The organism is Falsihalocynthiibacter sp. BN13B15 (genome assembly GCF_041205415.1).
GTDB lineage: Bacteria > Pseudomonadota > Alphaproteobacteria > Rhodobacterales > Rhodobacteraceae > Falsihalocynthiibacter > Falsihalocynthiibacter arcticus.
This window is the reverse complement of the sequence record NZ_JBGFCE010000009.1, coordinates 1-17,818: the sequence shown is the minus strand read 5'-3', so window position 1 is coordinate 17,818 and position 17,818 is coordinate 1. Positions and strand designations below refer to the sequence as shown.

Sequence of the window (17,818 nt, the reverse complement as noted above, 5' to 3'; positions counted from 1 at the left end):
AGGAACGGTCCTTGAAGATAGAGTCGGAAAATAAACAGGTCGCAATTTTGATGGCTACTTATGAACCTTGCGAGACTCTCGTGGAGCAAGTGGTGAGCTTTCAAGAGCAAGTGGCTGAGGACTTGTCCTTGATCGTCAGCGACGACTCTGAAGGGGAGCCTTCGGCTTTTTTGCGTCTCACACTTGAGCGGTTCTCCAAAGGCCCTGTAACGCTAGCAAGTGGCCCTCGCGAGGGGTTTGCTCAGAATTTCCTTTCGCTCATTCGCTTGGCTGGCCCCGATGTCGCCTACGCTTGCCTCTCGGATCAGGACGACGTCTGGTTTCCGGCAAAAATAGAACGCAGCCGTAATATGCTGGAAATCGAACCCGCAGATATTCCAACAATTTACTGCAGTCGGACCCTAAGGTGTGACAACGAATTAAAGTCGCTCCGACTGTCCCGGATGCCTGCCCGAACCCTCGGGTTTCCACATGCGTTGGTCCAAAATGTGGCGGCGGGAAACACGATCATGATGAACCGTGCCGCGCTTGATTTGCTGCAGGACGCCAGCTTGGAAGCGGGTGCAATTGTGGCCCATGATTGGTGGATTTATCAGATGATCACAGGTGTGGGCGGAAAGGTTATTTTTGATCAGGAACCGTCGCTTTATTATCGCCAACATGGCGGCAATCTCATCGGCGCGAATGTTGGCACCGCTGCCCTCCTCACGCGGACGCGCATGGTTGCCAACGGCAGGTTCAGCGAATGGAACGATATCAACATCGCCGCGCTGCGCCGCTCTGCGCATCGGTTTACCCCCGAAAACCAACGTCGCCTTGCACTGTTTGCGCGGGCGCGACGGCGGCGCGGGATTGCGCGCTTAAATGATCTGCAGAAAGTTGGCGTCTATCGGCAAACTAAGTTTAGCAACGCCGCAATGTGGAGTGCCATCGCCCTTGGCAAAATCTAGCGGGGAAATTTTTACCCTATGTTGATTTCCCCCATTTGAGTTTAAGACCGTGCCAAACTGGTAAAAAATTGCACCAAGGGACCAAACGTGACCCAACCTCGCCTCTCTCCGGAAATAATCAATGCCATTGGCGCCCGTGTTTTGCTGTCTGAGGGCGAAGCACTGGTTCATTTTGCCCAAAACCTGACGCCTGAATTCCATGTTGCCGTTGAAAAGATGCTCAAGTGCGAGGGGCGCATTATTCTCTCTGGGATTGGAAAATCGGGTCATGTTGCGCGCAAAATAAGTTCAACACTCGCGAGCACAGGCACGCCCTCGTTTTACGTTCACCCTTCGGAAGCAAGCCATGGCGATCTGGGAATGATCCGCCCCGAAGATGTCTGCATCCTGATTTCGAACTCGGGCGAAACTTTTGAGTTGGGTGACATAATCGCCCACACCCGCCGCTTCGCGATCCCAATGATTGCCATCACAAAACGGCCAGAGAGTGCGCTCGGATCAGCCTCTGATGTGACCCTAACCCTGCCCGATGTGCCCGAAGCCTGCTTGATTGGTATGGCGCCGACAACATCAACAACACTGTCACTTGCCCTTGGGGATGCCCTCGCGGTGGCCCTGATGGAACTTCGGGAATTCAAGCCCGAGAACTTTCGCACCTATCACCCCGGCGGCAAACTTGGCGCACAACTCATCAAGGTCAGCCAGTTGATGCACGGTGGGACAGCGGTTCCGATTGTCGCCGCCGAAACCCCGATGTCCGAAGCGATTTTGACAATGACTTCAAAAGGGTTCGGGATTGCGGGCGTTGTAGAAAACGGCCGCCTCATCGGGGTGGTTTCAGATGGGGATTTGCGCCGCAACCTCGTAGGGCTGATGGAGAAAACCGCACGGGAAGTGGCGACCCTCAATCCTGTCACGATCCGCGGCGACAGCCTTGCAGAAGAAGCGCTGCGCGTTTTGAATACGAAAAAGATCGGCGCCCTTCTGGTTGTCGACGACACGAATGCGCCAATCGGCGTGCTAAACATCCATGATTGCCTGCGGGCGGGGGTTGCATGAAAACAGTTATTCTAATTCCGGCGCGGTTCGCGTCTACGCGCTATCCAGGTAAGCCACTGGTCAAACTGACATTGCCGGATGGCACACAAAAATCGCTTATTCAAATGAGCTATGAGGCCGCCAAATCAGTACGCGGAGCGGATGAAGTTTTCGTAACAACCGATGACGAGCGGATCGCCGAGGCTGCACGCGCCTTTGGTGCCGATGTTATCATGACCTCCGAGAATTGCGCCAACGGCACAGAACGTTGCGCAGAAGCCATGCAAAACGCAGGATTAGAAGCCGATATTATCGTTAATTTGCAAGGCGATGCCCCCTTGACCCCACCTTGGTTTGTTGAGGCCCTCATCGACGAGCTGGAGCGTGACAATTCCGTGGGTATGGCAACGCCCGTTCTGCGCTGTGATGCCCAAACCTATGCCCTTTTCACCGAAGACCGCCGCAACAATCGCGTTGGAGGAACAACAGCCATCTTTAACAAATTCAAAGACGCGCTGTATTTCACCAAGGAAGTCGTCCCTTATGTCGACCCTAATAAAATTCCAAACCCAATCCCCGTTTTCCATCACGTTGGCGTCTACGCCTATCGCCCCGATGCCCTCGCCGATTATGGCAGTTGGGAAACAGGCCCGCTTGAAAGACTCGAAGGATTGGAGCAACTCCGTTTCTTGGAAAACGGCCACCCCATTCGCTGTGTTGAAGTGGACGGCAGGGGGCGGGTATTTTGGGAACTCAACAATCCACAAGATGTCGCACGCATTGAATCCGTTCTAGGAGCCCAGTTATGAGCAAGATCGTAAACATCGGTGATATCGAAGTTGGTGGTAAAAATCCGTTTTTCCTCATCACCGGACCATGCCAGCTAGAGTCCCTTGAGCATTCGCGCATGATGGCCGAGAAGATCGCTGAAGCATGCGAGCCGACAGGAACGAAGTTCGTTTTCAAGGCCAGCTACGACAAAGCCAATCGCAGTTCCATCGGGACAGAGCGCGGGCTTGGCGTTGACAAGGGTTTGCAAATTTTGGACGATATTGCCCGCGAGTTTAATGTTCCCGTGATTACCGATGTGCACCTTCCTGATCATTGCGCCATCGCCGCCGAAGTTGTCGACGTCTTGCAAATCCCTGCGTTTTTGTGCCGCCAAACCGACTTGCTCCTCGCAGCAGGCGAGACTGGCAAGGTGATCAACGTGAAAAAGGGTCAGTTCCTTGCGCCTTGGGACATGGGCAATGTCGCCGAAAAAATCGCAAGTACGGGCAATGATAACATCATGCTGTGTGAGCGCGGCACGAGCTTTGGGTACAACACTTTGGTTACCGATTTCCGTGGCCTGCCAACGATGGCCGCTACGGGCTACCCCGTCATTTTCGATGCGACTCACTCGGTTCAACAACCCGGCGGGAAGGGCACGTCTTCGGGCGGTCAGCGCGAATTTGCGCCCGTTTTGGCGCGTGCGGCAGTGGCGGTCGGGGTTGCTGGATTGTTTATCGAAACACACCAAGATCCGGACAACGCGCCAAGCGACGGGCCGAACATGATTCCGATTGATCAAATGGGCGCCCTGATTGCAAACTTGCGTCGTTACGACGCGATTTCCAAAGAGTAATTGCCGTCCTGAGGGCGTGTTCCTTAAACCGTGAACTCGAATACTGCTAATCCCCTAGTTTTCTGGTGCGAGCAGTGATATTTGCCGTTCGTCAAACAAGTATTTCGAAAGGCAGGTGCGCTGTGCCACCCTTAAAATCAAAAACCTCGACACATGGTCGCAACATGGCAGGGGCCCGTGGCCTTTGGCGTGCGACCGGCATGAAAGACGACGATTTCGGCAAGCCGATTGTTGCGATTGTGAACTCTTTCACGCAGTTTGTTCCCGGACACGTACACCTCAAAGACTTGGGGCAAATGGTTGCGCGCGAAGTCGAAGCCTCGGGTGGTGTTGCCAAAGAATTCAACACCATCGCGGTGGATGATGGCATTGCGATGGGTCACGACGGGATGCTTTATTCCCTGCCCTCACGCGAAATCATTGCCGACTCGGTTGAGTATATGGTCAACGCGCATTGCGCCGATGCCATGGTTTGCATTTCAAACTGCGATAAAATCACTCCTGGTATGTTGATGGCCGCGTTGCGGTTGAATATCCCAGTTGTGTTTGTTTCCGGTGGCCCAATGGAAGCCGGAAAAGTGGTGCTGGATGGCGAAGAACGGTCCCTTGATCTGGTCGATGCAATGGTTGCCGCAGCTGACGAAACCATGAGCGACGACGATGTGGCTGCGATCGAACGCTCTGCTTGTCCAACCTGCGGTTCTTGCTCGGGTATGTTCACCGCGAACTCGATGAACTGTTTAACCGAGGCGCTTGGATTGGCGCTTGCGGGGAATGGTTCGGCACTAGCGACACACTCTGATCGTAAAGAATTGTTCCTCGAAGCGGGCCGTTTGGTCGTTGACCTTGCGCGCCGCTATTACCACGAAGAAGACGAAAGCGTTTTGCCGCGCAATGTGGCCACAAAAGCTGCGTTTGAAAACGCCATGACGCTCGATATCGCCATGGGCGGCTCTACCAATACGGTTTTGCACTTGCTCGCCGCAGCGCACGAAGGCGAAATCGATTTCGACATGTCCGACATCGACCGCCTTTCACGTGGCGTTCCGGTTTTGTGCAAAGTTGCGCCTTCGATTGCCAATGTGCACATGGAAGACATCCATCGCGCGGGTGGCATCATGGGCATTTTGGGCGAATTGGATCGCGCAGGATTGCTGGATACAACCGTCAACAACATCCACGCGGGCACCCTTGGGGCGGCCTTGGATAAATGGGACATCAAACGCACAGACGACGCAGCGGTGCACGAATTCTACCGTGCTGCACCGGGCGGAGTTCCCACGCAGGTCGCGTTCTCGCAATCACGGCGCTACAAGGCGTTGGATGATGATCGGGAAACCGGCATTGTGCGCTCAGCAGAGCACGCATTCTCGCAAGACGGTGGTTTGGCCGTGTTGTTTGGGAACCTCGCAGAAGACGGCTGTATCGTGAAAACGGCAGGTGTTGACGACTCGATCCTCAAATTCACTGGCCCTGCGAATGTTTTTGAAAGCCAAGATGACGCGGTTTCCGGCATTTTGACCCGCAAAGTGGCGAAGGGCGATATTGTCTTGATCCGCTATGAGGGACCACGCGGTGGGCCGGGGATGCAGGAGATGCTCTATCCCACGAGCTATCTAAAATCCCGCGGCCTGGGCAAAGCCTGTGCGCTTGTGACGGATGGACGCTTCTCGGGTGGCTCTTCTGGGCTTTCCATCGGGCACGTTTCTCCTGAAGCGGCCGAAGGTGGAACGATTGGACTGGTGGAGCAAGGCGATCTTATCGAGATCGACATTCCAAACCGGACGATCAATCTTGCTGTTTCGGATGAGGTTTTGGCCGAACGCCGTGCCAAACGGGACGCTGAAGGCTGGGTGCCGTCCAAACCACGCCCACGCAAGATCACGACAGCCCTGCGGGCCTATGCGGCTCTGACATCCAGTGCTGCAAAAGGTGCTGTTCGCGTCGTTAAATGAAACAACGGGTTGCGCTTCGACGGTCGAAGCGCAACCCTATTTATGCAATACTATGTGTTTCCACGGTTTGAAATTTCGACAAATCCATCGCAAGCCCTGTTGCGTTTGAAACAATAACAAGCTCCCAATTCCCCGCCTCTGCGTCTTTGCAATTTATCAAGAGTGAATCGATTTGGGGAAGTGTTGAATAAAGATACCCCAAGTTATGACCGCGTAATTTTTCAGGCGAAAGACAGGGATCGAAAATTCGCAGACGAAACCCAGCCTCGAGGAGTTTACGCGCCAAATCAACGTTTGGACTCTCGCGTAAATCATCTGTCCCCGCTTTGAACGCCAACCCTGCCATCAGCACCTCGGACTCGGGCGTCAGGTTGCGCACGATGTGGTCAAACTGATGGTTTTTATGCGCGTCGTTAGAGCGAATGAGACTGTCGATTAAATGTGTATTCGCGCCAACGTCGCTTGCGATATATTGCAACGCCCGCACGTCTTTTGGAAGGCATGAACCGCCAAATGCGCCGCCCGGGCGGGTGTAATACGGGGAGATGTTGAGCTTAGTGTCCGAGACAAAAATTTCATGTACCTGCTTTGCGGACACGCCCATTTTCTGGCAAACCCGCCCAAACTCATTTGCAAAAGCAACCTTCACAGCGTGCCACGAATTGTCCACAAACTTGGTAAATTCGGCCTCTTCAAACTGGGTAACAAAAACCTGCGCCTCAATGTTTTTGTTAAGTTCGTCCATGACAGCATTGGGTTTTCCGTCCGCCGTGCCGATGACAATTTTCGGCGGATTAAAGTAGTCGTTAATCGCCTGTGCCTCGCGCAAAAACTCAGGGTTATAGACAAGATCGACCTTGTCACTCCACGCCTCGCCCATGCTGGCTTTGAAAATCGGTATCACAAGTTTGCGAATTGATCCGGGGCGCATGGTCGAACGAAAGACTACTGTCAGTTTTTTTACAGGGTCCGTGCGGGCGATATTGGTCGCGATTTGGCGGGAAACATCCGCGATATATCGCATATCATGCGCGCCATCGATCCCGCTCGGCGTACCGACACATACGATGGCCATATCCGCATCCAACAGCGCGTCTTTCACCGATTTTGTGGCCGATAACCGCCCAGATTTGAAGGATTTCTCCATGAGCTCCTGAAGTCCGGGCTCTTCAAAGGGCGCTATGCAATTGTTAACATCGGTGATTTTGGTGTCGCTTACATCGACGCCGATGACTGTGTGCCCCTCACTTGCGATGCAACACGCTGCGGTGAATCCGACATATCCCATTCCGAAAATAGAAATCTGCATTGTGACGGCCCCAAGTTCAGTAAAAACACCTCAATTTGTACAGTGGGTGATGAATTAGGGATACGAAAAAGGAGCTAGTGGCAACTTGTTAACTCTCCTTTTGCGAGAGTGAAGGCCAAATGCAACACAACCGAGCGTTGCGTTGTCAACCGCTTAGGCCCGCTCGGGATATAAACACCTATCCCTTTCAACTCAGGAGACTCCAAAATGTTAGACCGCTACGAAGGTATTGCACCTGTTTCAAACGGCCCTGCAATTGACGCATTTGATATTGTTCCCAATGACACATCCGAATTGCCCGAAGTCACCCGCGCCCTTTTTGTGGGCCAAGGCGGCACAATTACTGCTGTGACGAAATCTGGAACAACCGTCACGTTTGAGAACGTCACAAATGGTGCGATTTTACCGCTGCGTATCTCCAAGGTGCTGGCCAGCGGCACCACCGCGCTCGCTTTGGTGGGATTAGTATAATGATTGGTTTGGGTCTTCCGCTTTGGCCGAACGCGCCCGCCGTGCAACCCGATACTTTAGGGTTGAAAATGTTGTGCGATTTCACAACAGGTTTCGCCGTTCTGAACGAAAACATCGTTCACATTTCGGATATCTTTGCGTGCACGCGTACAACTGAAGGGCGTTTGGAGGACGGAACAGTTTTCGCTCCAAATACCCTTCGCCTCTCCACACAAGGCCTCCTCATTGAAGAGGCCCGAAATAACGTCTTGCTAAACAGCTTCGCGCCAACCAACCAAACAGTCACATTGGCGGCGGGCACCTATACGGTGTCCGTTGGCGCAGGTGGATCAGCCTCCTTATCTGGAGCGGCGTCAGCCTCTGCGTCCGCAGGCTCAAGCGACACGTTTACTTTGTCCGGATCGGGCAATGTAGACTTGGCGGTGACGGGAAGCCCCATTTGGGTTCAACTCGAAGACGGCGCATTTTCCACCTCACCAATCGCCACGGGAACCACTTCGGTGACGCGATCTTATGATCGCGTCCAACCCCATGATCTCGGTTGGTTTACGCCTGACAACATGACCTTCACAATCGAATGGGAGCAGCTTCAAAACGGTTCTCTCGCGAGCAATGGTGTCGGGAATGTTGCGAGGTGGTCCGGAAATGCTGGCTATTCGCGTATTCGAGCGGGCAGTGCCACCTTTGCCCAAATCAGGAACGAAGCTGGCACCCTTGGCATGAATTCCGGAGTTGGCGGCGGCACAGTCGTGGGCATTCACACAATGACGCTCACGAGCAACGCTTCTGAATTCAAGATCGAGTGGTCGGAAAGCTTAAACGGAAGCGCGGGCAGTGTAACGTCGCAAAATGGACCGGGAGCAGCCCATGTTTCATCGATGAATATCGGCGGAAACGTGGGTGGCGAATTCATAAACGGATTCATACGAAAAATATCGATAACTTAATAACTCCAGCTCGCAGAAACGCGGGCTGGAAACTACTTTTTGAAGGCCAAATTCAAAAGACGACGCCGCCTATCGTTGTTAAAAAGGTATTCTGCAAACAGAAGAGACGTTGAGTTTTTAACGATGTAGAGGGCCGCGCCAAAATCGGACATTCTGATCCCAATTTTTGCCGCCGCCGGAAATCCAAGGCGTGTCGCTGACTCTGCACATATTTTCTGCGCCAATCGGCTTTCCAACCCAGTTACATTTTTCTTCGGTTTTGTGCCACTCATTGAGGAATTTTCCCCCAAACCTTCGAGAGAATTTGGCAGGGCTGTCAATCGCAAAAACCTTGCGAAGGCCTCACTTGTTTTGGGTGTATCACCCACCAAATCTTCGTAGCGGATAAACTGAAACTGTTCCGGCTTCTCTTTCAGCCAGAATTCCGTGCTGGCTGCGGCTTTTTTCCATGCGTACGCCAACACCACTGGGTTATAGCGCCGCCGATCATGCCACCACCCCTCGACATTTTTATAGGACGCCAAGACCGCATTTGGTTGCCGTAATTGACAGACGACCAAAGCTTGCGGAAAGCCCGCGTAAATACGATCCAAATGTTGGTGGTCCTGAGGCGTGTTCCACCCCCAGCGCGTCGCCCCCGCGAGAGTCGCCGCACGCTCAAATATCATGTGGAGCACATCGCTCCACAACAGAAAATCCGGCCATTCTGCACACACAAGTTGCTTAACCTCGCCAAGGTTATCCAGCGAAAGGTGGATCGGTTGCTCAAGTGTTTTACCAACTTCTTGTGTGCTGCGAATTTCCAAAATGCGGTAAACCCATTGCGCAACCCGAAATGCCTCGTCGCTGGTCAACGGTTCCCATAGGTTTTCTGCATCAATTTTTTGGAGGACATAGAAATCATTAACGATAAACACTGAAGGGTCTTCATTGAGCAGGCGGGTCAAAATTGTCGAGCCACTGCGCGGTTGCCCGACGATGACGATGGGATCATTTACGAATGTGGAATTAGGCGGCATCAATAGAAACCTTTGTTTCCAGCCAGCCGCTTTTCAGGTCGTTTGGAGCGAAGCGCGCTCTAAGGGAACACGTCGTTTCTCGTGTGCCAAAGCTACCCGAATAGGCAACCTCCTCAATCAAAAAATGCACGCGGGATCCGGAGCGCCGAAGCGTATCATCAGGTCGCAACCAAAGCTCGACACCAGCAATTTTTTTCCCATCCCGTAGCAAATCTACACTGCCATTTTCTCTTAAATTGACAGCGATCGAGGGATGTAAAACATAAGTCAAACACACCTCTTTGAGACCCTTTTTTGGTGTTCCCAGCAATTGGTCGCGGATTGAATAACCATATGGAGCATCAAGGGCTAATTTGCGTTCATGGATGACGCCGAAGGGTTTTTTATAGCCATCATGTCGCCCCACAGCACACAACCCGCCCGCCGTCTGCGACATTGGCACACGCTTTGCACGCGCGGGATTGGACCAATTGAACGCACCCGAAATTTTACTTTGATCCTTGGAGGACAGGCAGAGCGTGTTGTGCTGCATGGTCCCTCTGAACATGTCACGCGCCTCACCACCCGAGTGATATAGATACGTTCCCGCATCAACAAACACGGGTTGATCATTGAGATGCCACCAAACTGAAAGCGCATCGGCATGCCCGTGCGCCGCAATCGACAGATGCCCGAGGGGACCATGGTCAAGCGCGATTAGGCTTCTGAGCCCCTTCCCGGAATGTCGGAAAACACTGTAGCCACCCTCGTCGAAAAAACCCGCTCCTTCAGGTGATGGTCCTGCCGATGCTGCTCGGCCCGTCCAAATCTGACGTAAGTGGGCGCGATCCTTGAGTGGCGCATACTCTGGACAATCTGCAATTTCTGCCAAAGAAGAAAGGATGTTTCGCACATAATCCTCCTCCCGCGCACCACCTGAAAGAATGACCCGCCCCTCATCATCATCCCCAATGCGCGGAACATTTCCGCCCTCATCCATCATCCAGCGCAGATGTTTGGCCGAAGACTTTAAACGGTTCATAACTTGAGGTTCGAACTTTTCACCCTGATGGCGCGCCATGTTTAGAGCAAGCAGCACCCATTCTAGCGCAAAACAGGAATAGGTGGGGGATTGCTCGGCCCCGACACCATCCTCGTGAATTTGGCACAATATTTGCTCGCCGAGCTCAACGAAAGCCCTGTCCGCAAGGAGTTTCGCCTTATTTAGACGCGGCATCAGTCGACCAAGGATATAGGTCGCTGACAGTTCGGCGATCAAATGGTTATTCGCGGAGGAATATTTAGACGGATACCTGTTGAGCCAAACCAAATGAGCGTTCAATGTTTTGACAAGTTTTAACTTTAGGTTTTCGGGGATATTTTCTTGTCCAAGAAGCGAAACCGCCGTCGTAAAACTCATAATTCGAAGGGCCAGTTCGATGCCGGAATTCCAATTCACCCCTAGAAAAGGCGGATTGGAGTCGATCCAACTTTCCATCACTTCGAGGCAAAACCGCAGGTCTTCTTTCTGACCTTTCGCTCGAAATAACGCAGCAGCAACGGGCAAAATTTGCAGCCGATTCATTTCCCATGTGTATTTAATGTCGCCGCGATCAGGGCGATGCCGATAAGCGACGTCGAAACAGTATTTTTCGCGCTCCCAATACTCGCCACTTACTGGGTCAAAGTGCCATAAGTCGGCAAGAGGCACAGGATCCCATGTGCACCCAAGATAGTGCCAGCGACCAACCCGCGCACGCTCGACTTCTGTTTGCCATTCTTGCCAACAATTCTTAGTGACTTCTACAAACGTTTCTTGGGAAAACTCAAAAAGGGCGAGGGTTCCAAAATCACCGGCTTCAAGCGTAAAAGTGCGCCCACGCCGGCGCAGAGAATGCTCTTTCATCCGATGCACAACTTCTCTGGGAGACATCGACTTTAACCGGTCAAAGTACCACCTCAATTTTGACGACAATTCGCTATTCCCATGCACCTCTAGATACTTTTACCGCAAAACTTGAGAAATCCAGTCAAACGAAAAAGAATAAATATCAATCTAGAGATGTATTGACTATACCTTAAGTAGAGTTCCCTAAAAATATGTGACCGTCTCATAAATGCCAGAACCCACCCAATCCCCCGCTTTTACCTCTTTCGAAGAGTTGCAGGCTTGCGCGCCCCTCAAAGAGCGCAAAGTTCTCATCATCGTCGAGAACCTCCCCGTTCCCTTTGATCGACGCGTCTGGCTCGAAGCCCGCACCCTTAAGGCAGCAGGTGCGGTTGTAAGCGTCATTTGCCCAACTGGAAAAGGGTTCGACAAACGGTACGAAGAGATTGAGGGTATCCATGTTTATCGCCACAGCCTCCCTTTGGATGCAAAAGGGGCGCTAGGATATTTGGTTGAATATGGGGCCGCGCTGTTTTGGGAAAGTTACCTCGCGTGGAAAATCCTTTTCAAGCACGGTTTTGATGTCATTCACGGATGCAACCCCCCCGATCTCATCTTCTTGGTCGCGTGGCAATTTCGCCTGCTTGGGCGGCGATTTGTTTTCGATCACCATGATATTAACCCTGAACTCTATGAGGCGAAATTCAACAAGCGCGGTTTCTTTTGGAAGCTGATGGTTTTGTTCGAACGTGTCACATTTGCCAGCGCGTCGGTGTCAATTGCCACCAACGAAAGCTATCGACGCATCGCAATCGAGCGCGGGAAAATGCCCCCCGATGACGTTTTTGTCGTTCGCTCTGGTCCTGACCTCACGCGTGTTAAATCTGTCGACCCCGTGGAGTCGTGGAAAAACGGGCGTGACTATGTTGTCGGTTATGTTGGCGTTATGGGCGAACAGGAAGGCATTGATCTGTTGCTGGAATCCGTGCGGTATTTGGTCCACGATCGACGGCGGCGCGATATCCAATTCGTCCTTGTTGGCGGCGGGCCTGCCCTTGATGATTTGAAAAACCTCTGCGCCGACATGGGGCTTCAGGATTACGTCACCTTCGCCGGACGCGCGCCGGATCAAGAGTTGTTCGAAGTTCTTTCCACATCCGCGATCTGTGTAAACCCTGATCGCGTGAACCCGATGAACGATAAATCCACGATGAATAAAATTCTAGAGTACATGGCTTTTGGGAAACCCATCGTGCAATTCGATGTGACCGAAGGGCGTTTTTCGGCGGGTGAAAGTTCGCTCTATGCGCTTTCAAACGACATCGTAGATTTTGCGCAAAAGATCGAGGACCTCTTGGATAATCCTGATCGACGGGCCGAAATGGGAGCCATCGGGCGCGAACGGGTCGAGAGAAAATTTGCGTGGCCGCACCAAATTTCATCCCTCATTTCGGCCTACCTTCGCGTCTTGAACAAATGATCAACGTCGCAATCGGCGCACAGCTCTTCCTGCTGCTCGGTTTTGACTATTTTCCGGCAGCATTGCGTCTGGTTTTGGCAGGCGGAATTAACCTGCTCTACATTTTTGCGATTGTCGCCTATCTCCAACGCACAGGCGACCGCAAAGACCTTATTTTGTTTCTACCAGTCGGTATTTTTGTATTCATGGGCCTCATCGGCCTTGCCCTTGAGCAAATGTCGCAGACACAAAACCAAGCATCCGTCCTTGCGGCAGTCCGGCAACTTTCCCCCTATGTTGCCCTCATTGCGCTCGTTATTTGCCGCCGCGAAATCTCCCCTGCGCTTCTTGCCATTTGTGCATTTTCTATACTCGCGTCGGCGGCGCTTCACGCAGTCTTCTTGCCAAACGTTTTCCTAAACAATAGCCAACGTTTTGCACCGTTTTCGACAAACCTCCATGCCTCAGGATATGCGCTCGTTGGCACGCTCCTCCTATTCTGGTTTTTGTATACGTCCGAGAGGCTCAAACCCGTTTGGTTTATCCTCTTCGCGCTCGTGTGCTTGTTCCTGTTGAATGGGAATGGTGTGCGTACACCCATCTTGTTTTTGCTCTTCTACCTCGGCTTTGAGATGCTTTTGTCGAACCCGTTTTTGCGGCATAACCGCTCTGTAATTTTGGTTCTCTGTGCTGTTACGCTCGTCGCCGTTGCAGCAGTCGCCATGACAATTGACCTGTCCGTTTTCAACCAGTTTTCTAGTGGCCGCTTGAGCAATTACGGCGAGCGGTTCGACTTACTTAATCAGCGCGACCTTCAAACGCTTCTGTTCGGTACGGGGCCTGGTTCAGACCTTTTAAAAACCTCTACTTGGTGGTGGGATGAGAAGGACTCCCACAGCGACGTTCTAAAGATTCTTTGGGGCGGCGGGGTACTCGGCCTGATAGTATTCCTATGGTTCTGGCTGCTAGTGGGCTTGCGAAATCAGGGGGTACTTCTCGCTCTAAGCCTCGCGCTTCTTGCGGCGTCATGTGTCTCTAACGCGTATCTTTCTCGCCCAAATTCGGCATTCTTGCTGTTTGCATTTGGCGCGGCTCGACAGGCGTACCTTGAGCGTAAAACCGCCTAAAAACCTTTGCGGCGCGCCACCAAACTAAGCCCGATATCCCGAAGGGCAAAGCCCAGAAGTATTGCAATCGCAATTCCAACGCTCCCCCAAATCGGCCCCGCCAAGAACGAAACAGCTACAACGCAGATCAGTCGCAGAATTGAATATTTTCGGACAATTTTTGCCTGTCCAGACATCAGAAACACATTGCTCGCGGGCCCAAACGCCGCGTTTACAAACGAGCCAAATGCGATGAGGGAAATTGGCAAAACCGCAGCGCTATAGGAAGCTGGAAAGGCCCACCCAATTAGTACGCCTCCTCCCAACGTGCAGAAAAGGACATAAACGAAGGAGGGAATTCCGGCCAATAATCCAGCTTGTTTGCGTGCCTTGTTAAGACCCAAAATATTGTTATCTTTTGACAAGCGCGCATAGGCAGGGCTGAACGTTGCGCCAACGGAACTTGTCAGAAGGGACGGTAAGGTGCCAAATCGAAGAGCAACCTCGATGATGGCCGTGCCACCCGCACCCAATAAAGCTGTCCCCAAAAATATGGGGGCACGCATCGCCAAAACCGTAAATATTTGCGCTTGAAAAATGCTCCATCCATCGCTCAGTAGTACTTTGAATGATGCGCGATCTACACTCCCTATCGGGCCGCCGCCGATGAAAAAACGGATGAGAATTTGTATCGCCAATGTGAGCCATCCTGCCCACAAGAGTGCATGTAACGTGTCGTTTCCGTTCAGTGTTCCATTCAAATAGGCAGGCATAAGCCCCAGAAAAATAAAGAGCTGAAGCCCAATTGATTCTGGTACTTGGGCAGCCAAATTATGCCCCAACCCTCTTACCTGTCCTACCAAAAGACCGATCAACACATAAGCCGGTGCCGCCATGGCAAAAAGAGTAGCGTTTTGGGCACCCAAAAGACCTAACTTTTGCGCGCATAGGACACAAATGGAAATGAGGATACCCGAAGCCATTGCAATCACAATTCCAGCGAGGCTCAACTTTTGCGCCACCGTGGAAACTCGTCTGCCATCCATGGTCCCTGCGATTTGACGCATTGATGCTTGATCAACTCCAAAGGACCCAATTGCGCGCACTAGCCCGAGAGCGGCGTACATCAAAGCAAACTGCCCCATTTCCAAGAGGGTTAGGTTTCGCGCTAAAAAGATTGTCGTCGCAAGCTGCACCCCGACACCTAATGCACGAATTCCCATGAGAGTAATCGACGAAATAACCAAAGAATTCTTCATTTCGCCCTAACTACAAACAACGCTACGCATTCACGGATTAACAATATACAACCAGAAGGAGAAGAGATAGAACAATGCTGCCCTGTCGCCAAAGTAACCCTTTATTATGGAGGGAATTTGAGACCAAAGCGAGGGAGAGCGTATAAACATTTAGGACTAGTAAATAGTGAATACTTCTGGACTCCCGGGGCACAGCATACTTTGCGGTCCTATAGCGCCAAAAAAGGGTGTGTCTCGTGGTGGATACGAGACCGCAAATCGTCGCACAATTTCCCTCCTCGAAGCTGCGGGCTGTCACGTGGATGCGTATGCCTATCCGGATACTCTCGGGAAAGGTTTCCTTCCAAGGGCAATTTCTTACTTCCTGAATTTTCTAGCGCTGCGCAAAAAATTGATCCAACGGCAGGCCAAAGGCAACGCAATACCATTTCACATCACCCCTTTATTTAAGCAGTTTATTCTACCGGAGTTCCTTCTGATCCGTCGTGCAAAACGCCTTGGAATGCGCATCGTTTTGGATTTGCGTGCCGGAAACAAAGCGAGCGATCGCGCACGTTTTGGGAAAACCTATCGTAAACTTTTTGACGGCTGCATAAAATTGGCCGACGAGGTTTCTGTTGAGGGGCGGGAATATATTCCCCTTATTCGGTCAATCGCTCCCGATATTGAGGTCACCTATCTTCCGAACTTTGTGGATGGGGAGAACATCGCGGAAAAACCCCCTACACGGAGTTCAGAGGTTTGTCGCCTCGTTTATGTGGGAACCGTATCAGAGGCTAAGGGCGTGCCTGATCTTATCAATGTCGCGGATCATCTGGTGCAAATTGGTCTGCCCGTGCAGCTGGATATCATTGGTCGACCCACCAAATCCTTTCGGAAAGAATTTGAGAGAAATTGTAAAGACCGACCCTATGTCATGGGACACGGCGCGCAGAGCTTTGAATATGTTCGTACATTCCTTGACCAAAGCCATTTTTTCGTTTTTTTAACGAAGTGGCCCGGCGAGGGTCATTCAAATGCTCTCACCGAGGCTATGGCGCGCGGATGCGTTCCTGTTGCGACCCAGCATGGCTTCAATCAGTCAACGATTTCGGACTGTGGCATCATCATCAAGGATCGCGTTGAAACAGTCGAAATCGCTTCACAAATTGCGCAACTCTGGTCGACTCCGTCTTTTGATGTCCTTGCCGAAGCTTCGATCAATCGTATTCGCACTCAGTTTGGCGAAGACACGGTACGCGCGATCCTACGGGGATTGTATTGGCCTGACGCTCAGACCTAATGGCCGGTTTTCTTGGAAACGACGGTCACTGTCTTTAGAATGAGGCATAAATCCATCCAGAAGCTTTGGCGATCATTATACGTGTTGTCGTAAGAAATTCGGCTCAGAAAGCTAGAGGTGCCGCGCCCTTCAATTTGCCACAATCCGGTAATCCCAGGCCGAAGATTATAGTAGGAACGCCCGCCAGCCGCACGATAAAGCGTGTCTTGGTTTTCCATGAAGGGTCTTGGCCCGACGAGGCTCATATCGCCTTTAACCACGTTCCAAATTTGGGGTAGTTCGTCTAGGCTCGTTGCCCGCAGGAAGCGACCAATTGGGGTAATCCGTGGATCATTTTCCAGCTTTTGGTTAACCCGCCATTCCTCTGCAACTTCAGGATCGTCCTGACAGAGAGCTTCCAACGCTTTTTCCGCATCCAACACCATAGTGCGAAACTTGTAGCACCTAAAAACCTTACCATAGCGACCCACCCGGTTTTGATAGTATAGACCCGGACCGCCCCTTGAGGCCAACATCCAGAGGATTGCAAGAACCGGCACCAAGATCGGCAAAACAACCATCGCGAACCCCAAGTCGAAAAGCCGTTTTGGGTAGGTTGGAAGGGTACTTATTTGTGCCCGATGGTGTGTTGGATAGTAGCGAACGTCACTAGAGACATAGGCTGTCTCGCAAAAGTCTACATTATCAGTATGGTCTTTCATTCAATAGGCCTCGATCGCCCGAAAAACGAGCATCTCACTCCATAACCACCATAGGTTGTGTAGCCCAGCGCGTTCGACGAGTCGAGAATTTTCTCAACAATTTTATAAATTTATTGTTTGTTTACCTACTGTTAACCAATATTAACAAATGGTAAAATTTGAATCCTCCTGATCTATCTTTTCGGAATGGACCCAGCCCTTGGTTGCGCTGTCGGGAAATTCCGTCCGGAAAGGTCGAGGGTTTTGGCCTCGGAAGCTAGTCTAAATGCCGGATTGGAAGCACGCTACACGACTAAATCCGGTCAAAACGGGTGCAGATCAGCGGTTGGCGAGAGCCGTTTTCTGACTAACATTTCGCCCCGCCGATATAAGAAATGACCGGCGGGGCGAGTTGGTTCAGTGGAAACCTGAGCTGTGCCTATTGGCCAGCGTGGCTCGAAGTATTCAAGTTCTTCACCTGCTTAATGACATCTTCGAGGTTATAGCTCGAAGGATCCTGCATCGGTGGGAAGGTGTGGTAGGTCTCAAGTTCTCTGAGCCACAGCGCTTGTCCGATGGGCAATAGATTCCAGTCATACGCATATGCGGTGACCGGTCCTGCGAGCGCGCCGCCGACACCCTGAAGTGTCTTCAACTGGCTACCGACCGACGTTTCGAACGGATCGCGTTTGATGTTGACGATTTGGGTCCAGTGGTAGGGTTGTACCTGTTGTTTTGCACTGAGAGCTGACCCGGTAGCCCCATAAATTTTCACTGAGAGTTGACCCATGTAAACACACTACCCTGACGGATTTGGTCAGGGAGATATGGAGTGATCGACATGGGATT

The 17,818-nt window shown here is 51.8% G+C and carries 16 protein-coding genes; 10 read left to right on the top strand and 6 right to left on the bottom strand.

Annotation, left to right across the window (positions count from 1 at the left end; all coding sequences use genetic code 11):
• Positions 1 to 11: 11 nt before the first annotated feature.
• The 5 genes from AB9F26_RS14725 to ilvD all read left to right on the top strand — a co-directional run bounded on the left by AB9F26_RS14725 (position 12) and on the right by ilvD (position 5,570).
• A complete protein-coding gene (locus AB9F26_RS14725) occupies positions 12 to 950 on the top strand; it encodes a glycosyl transferase (RefSeq protein WP_335584573.1) in 939 nt (312 codons plus the stop codon).
• A gap of 87 nt (positions 951 to 1,037) precedes the next feature.
• Positions 1,038 to 2,009 (top strand): KpsF/GutQ family sugar-phosphate isomerase, encoded by a 972-nt coding sequence (locus tag AB9F26_RS14720; RefSeq protein ID WP_335584572.1) that lies wholly within the window; start codon positions 1,038 to 1,040, stop codon positions 2,007 to 2,009.
• The gene (locus AB9F26_RS14715) at positions 2,006 to 2,797 is read left to right on the top strand and encodes a manno-octulosonate cytidylyltransferase (protein WP_335584571.1); all 792 of its coding nucleotides are present in this window, start codon (positions 2,006 to 2,008) and stop codon (positions 2,795 to 2,797) included. Before AB9F26_RS14720 ends, AB9F26_RS14715 begins: the two co-directional genes overlap by 4 nt.
• Positions 2,794 to 3,615 (top strand): 3-deoxy-8-phosphooctulonate synthase, encoded by an 822-nt coding sequence (kdsA, locus tag AB9F26_RS14710; protein WP_335584570.1) that lies wholly within the window; start codon positions 2,794 to 2,796, stop codon positions 3,613 to 3,615. The genes AB9F26_RS14715 and kdsA overlap by 4 nt, the downstream gene beginning before the upstream one ends.
• A 122-nt stretch (positions 3,616 to 3,737) precedes the next feature.
• Complete coding sequence (ilvD, locus tag AB9F26_RS14705; protein WP_369768347.1) at positions 3,738 to 5,570, top strand: dihydroxy-acid dehydratase; 1,833 nt, start codon at positions 3,738 to 3,740, stop codon at positions 5,568 to 5,570.
• A 40-nt stretch (positions 5,571 to 5,610) separates the two neighbouring features.
• On the opposite strand, the gene AB9F26_RS14700 is transcribed toward ilvD, so the two are convergent.
• Positions 5,611 to 6,879: a nucleotide sugar dehydrogenase gene (locus AB9F26_RS14700; RefSeq protein WP_369768346.1), complete on the bottom strand. Its 1,269-nt coding sequence runs from the start codon at positions 6,877 to 6,879 to the stop codon at positions 5,611 to 5,613.
• Positions 6,880 to 7,086: 207 nt separating this feature from the next.
• On the opposite strand from AB9F26_RS14700, the gene AB9F26_RS14695 reads away from it, so the two are divergent.
• Entirely contained in the window at positions 7,087 to 7,350 is a 264-nt protein-coding gene (locus AB9F26_RS14695) for a hypothetical protein (RefSeq protein WP_335584567.1), read from the top strand.
• The gene (locus tag AB9F26_RS14690; RefSeq protein ID WP_369768345.1) at positions 7,350 to 8,297 is read left to right on the top strand and encodes a hypothetical protein; all 948 of its coding nucleotides are present in this window, start codon (positions 7,350 to 7,352) and stop codon (positions 8,295 to 8,297) included. The genes AB9F26_RS14695 and AB9F26_RS14690 overlap by 1 nt, the downstream gene beginning before the upstream one ends.
• A 32-nt stretch (positions 8,298 to 8,329) precedes the next feature.
• Here AB9F26_RS14690 and AB9F26_RS14685 read toward each other — a convergent pair whose 3' ends face one another.
• Together AB9F26_RS14685 and AB9F26_RS14680 are read right to left on the bottom strand one after the other, a co-directional pair.
• Positions 8,330 to 9,316: a sulfotransferase gene (locus AB9F26_RS14685; RefSeq protein WP_369768344.1), complete on the bottom strand. Its 987-nt coding sequence runs from the start codon at positions 9,314 to 9,316 to the stop codon at positions 8,330 to 8,332.
• Positions 9,306 to 11,228: an alginate lyase family protein gene (locus AB9F26_RS14680; protein WP_369757958.1), complete on the bottom strand. Its 1,923-nt coding sequence runs from the start codon at positions 11,226 to 11,228 to the stop codon at positions 9,306 to 9,308. Before AB9F26_RS14680 ends, AB9F26_RS14685 begins: the two co-directional genes overlap by 11 nt.
• A 184-nt stretch (positions 11,229 to 11,412) precedes the next feature.
• On the opposite strand from AB9F26_RS14680, the gene AB9F26_RS14675 reads away from it, so the two are divergent.
• On the top strand, positions 11,413 to 12,663 hold the full coding sequence (locus AB9F26_RS14675) for a glycosyltransferase family 4 protein (RefSeq protein WP_369768343.1): 1,251 nt from the start codon (positions 11,413 to 11,415) through the stop codon (positions 12,661 to 12,663).
• Complete coding sequence (locus AB9F26_RS14670; protein WP_369768342.1) at positions 12,606 to 13,769, top strand: hypothetical protein; 1,164 nt, start codon at positions 12,606 to 12,608, stop codon at positions 13,767 to 13,769. Before AB9F26_RS14675 ends, AB9F26_RS14670 begins: the two co-directional genes overlap by 58 nt.
• Here the strand turns inward: AB9F26_RS14670 and AB9F26_RS14665 are convergent.
• A complete protein-coding gene (locus AB9F26_RS14665) occupies positions 13,766 to 15,007 on the bottom strand; it encodes a lipopolysaccharide biosynthesis protein (protein WP_369768341.1) in 1,242 nt (413 codons plus the stop codon). The two genes, AB9F26_RS14670 and AB9F26_RS14665, sit on opposite strands and share 4 nt — an antisense overlap.
• 166 nt (positions 15,008 to 15,173) lie before the next feature.
• On the opposite strand from AB9F26_RS14665, the gene AB9F26_RS14660 reads away from it, so the two are divergent.
• Positions 15,174 to 16,289 (top strand): glycosyltransferase family 4 protein, encoded by a 1,116-nt coding sequence (locus tag AB9F26_RS14660; protein ID WP_369768340.1) that lies wholly within the window; start codon positions 15,174 to 15,176, stop codon positions 16,287 to 16,289.
• On the opposite strand, the gene AB9F26_RS14655 is transcribed toward AB9F26_RS14660, so the two are convergent.
• A complete protein-coding gene (locus AB9F26_RS14655; protein WP_369768339.1) occupies positions 16,286 to 16,990 on the bottom strand; it encodes a sugar transferase in 705 nt (234 codons plus the stop codon). The two genes, AB9F26_RS14660 and AB9F26_RS14655, sit on opposite strands and share 4 nt — an antisense overlap.
• Positions 16,991 to 17,408: 418 nt before the next feature.
• Complete coding sequence (locus AB9F26_RS14650; protein WP_369768338.1) at positions 17,409 to 17,759, bottom strand: hypothetical protein; 351 nt, start codon at positions 17,757 to 17,759, stop codon at positions 17,409 to 17,411.
• Positions 17,760 to 17,818: the final 59 nt, after the last annotated feature.

Coding starts and splice junctions, on each gene's coding strand:
- AB9F26_RS14700 (WP_369768346.1), bottom strand. CDS start 6,879: ATGCAGATTTCTATTTTCGGAATGGGATATGTCGGATTCACCGCAGCG.
- kdsA (WP_335584570.1), top strand. CDS start 2,794: ATGAGCAAGATCGTAAACATCGGTGATATCGAAGTTGGTGGTAAAAAT.
- AB9F26_RS14690 (WP_369768345.1), top strand. CDS start 7,350: ATGATTGGTTTGGGTCTTCCGCTTTGGCCGAACGCGCCCGCCGTGCAA.
- AB9F26_RS14680 (WP_369757958.1), bottom strand. CDS start 11,228: ATGTCTCCCAGAGAAGTTGTGCATCGGATGAAAGAGCATTCTCTGCGC.
- AB9F26_RS14715 (WP_335584571.1), top strand. CDS start 2,006: ATGAAAACAGTTATTCTAATTCCGGCGCGGTTCGCGTCTACGCGCTAT.
- AB9F26_RS14655 (WP_369768339.1), bottom strand. CDS start 16,990: ATGAAAGACCATACTGATAATGTAGACTTTTGCGAGACAGCCTATGTC.
- AB9F26_RS14685 (WP_369768344.1), bottom strand. CDS start 9,316: ATGCCGCCTAATTCCACATTCGTAAATGATCCCATCGTCATCGTCGGG.
- AB9F26_RS14665 (WP_369768341.1), bottom strand. CDS start 15,007: ATGAAGAATTCTTTGGTTATTTCGTCGATTACTCTCATGGGAATTCGT.
- AB9F26_RS14675 (WP_369768343.1), top strand. CDS start 11,413: ATGCCAGAACCCACCCAATCCCCCGCTTTTACCTCTTTCGAAGAGTTG.
- AB9F26_RS14695 (WP_335584567.1), top strand. CDS start 7,087: ATGTTAGACCGCTACGAAGGTATTGCACCTGTTTCAAACGGCCCTGCA.
- AB9F26_RS14650 (WP_369768338.1), bottom strand. CDS start 17,759: ATGGGTCAACTCTCAGTGAAAATTTATGGGGCTACCGGGTCAGCTCTC.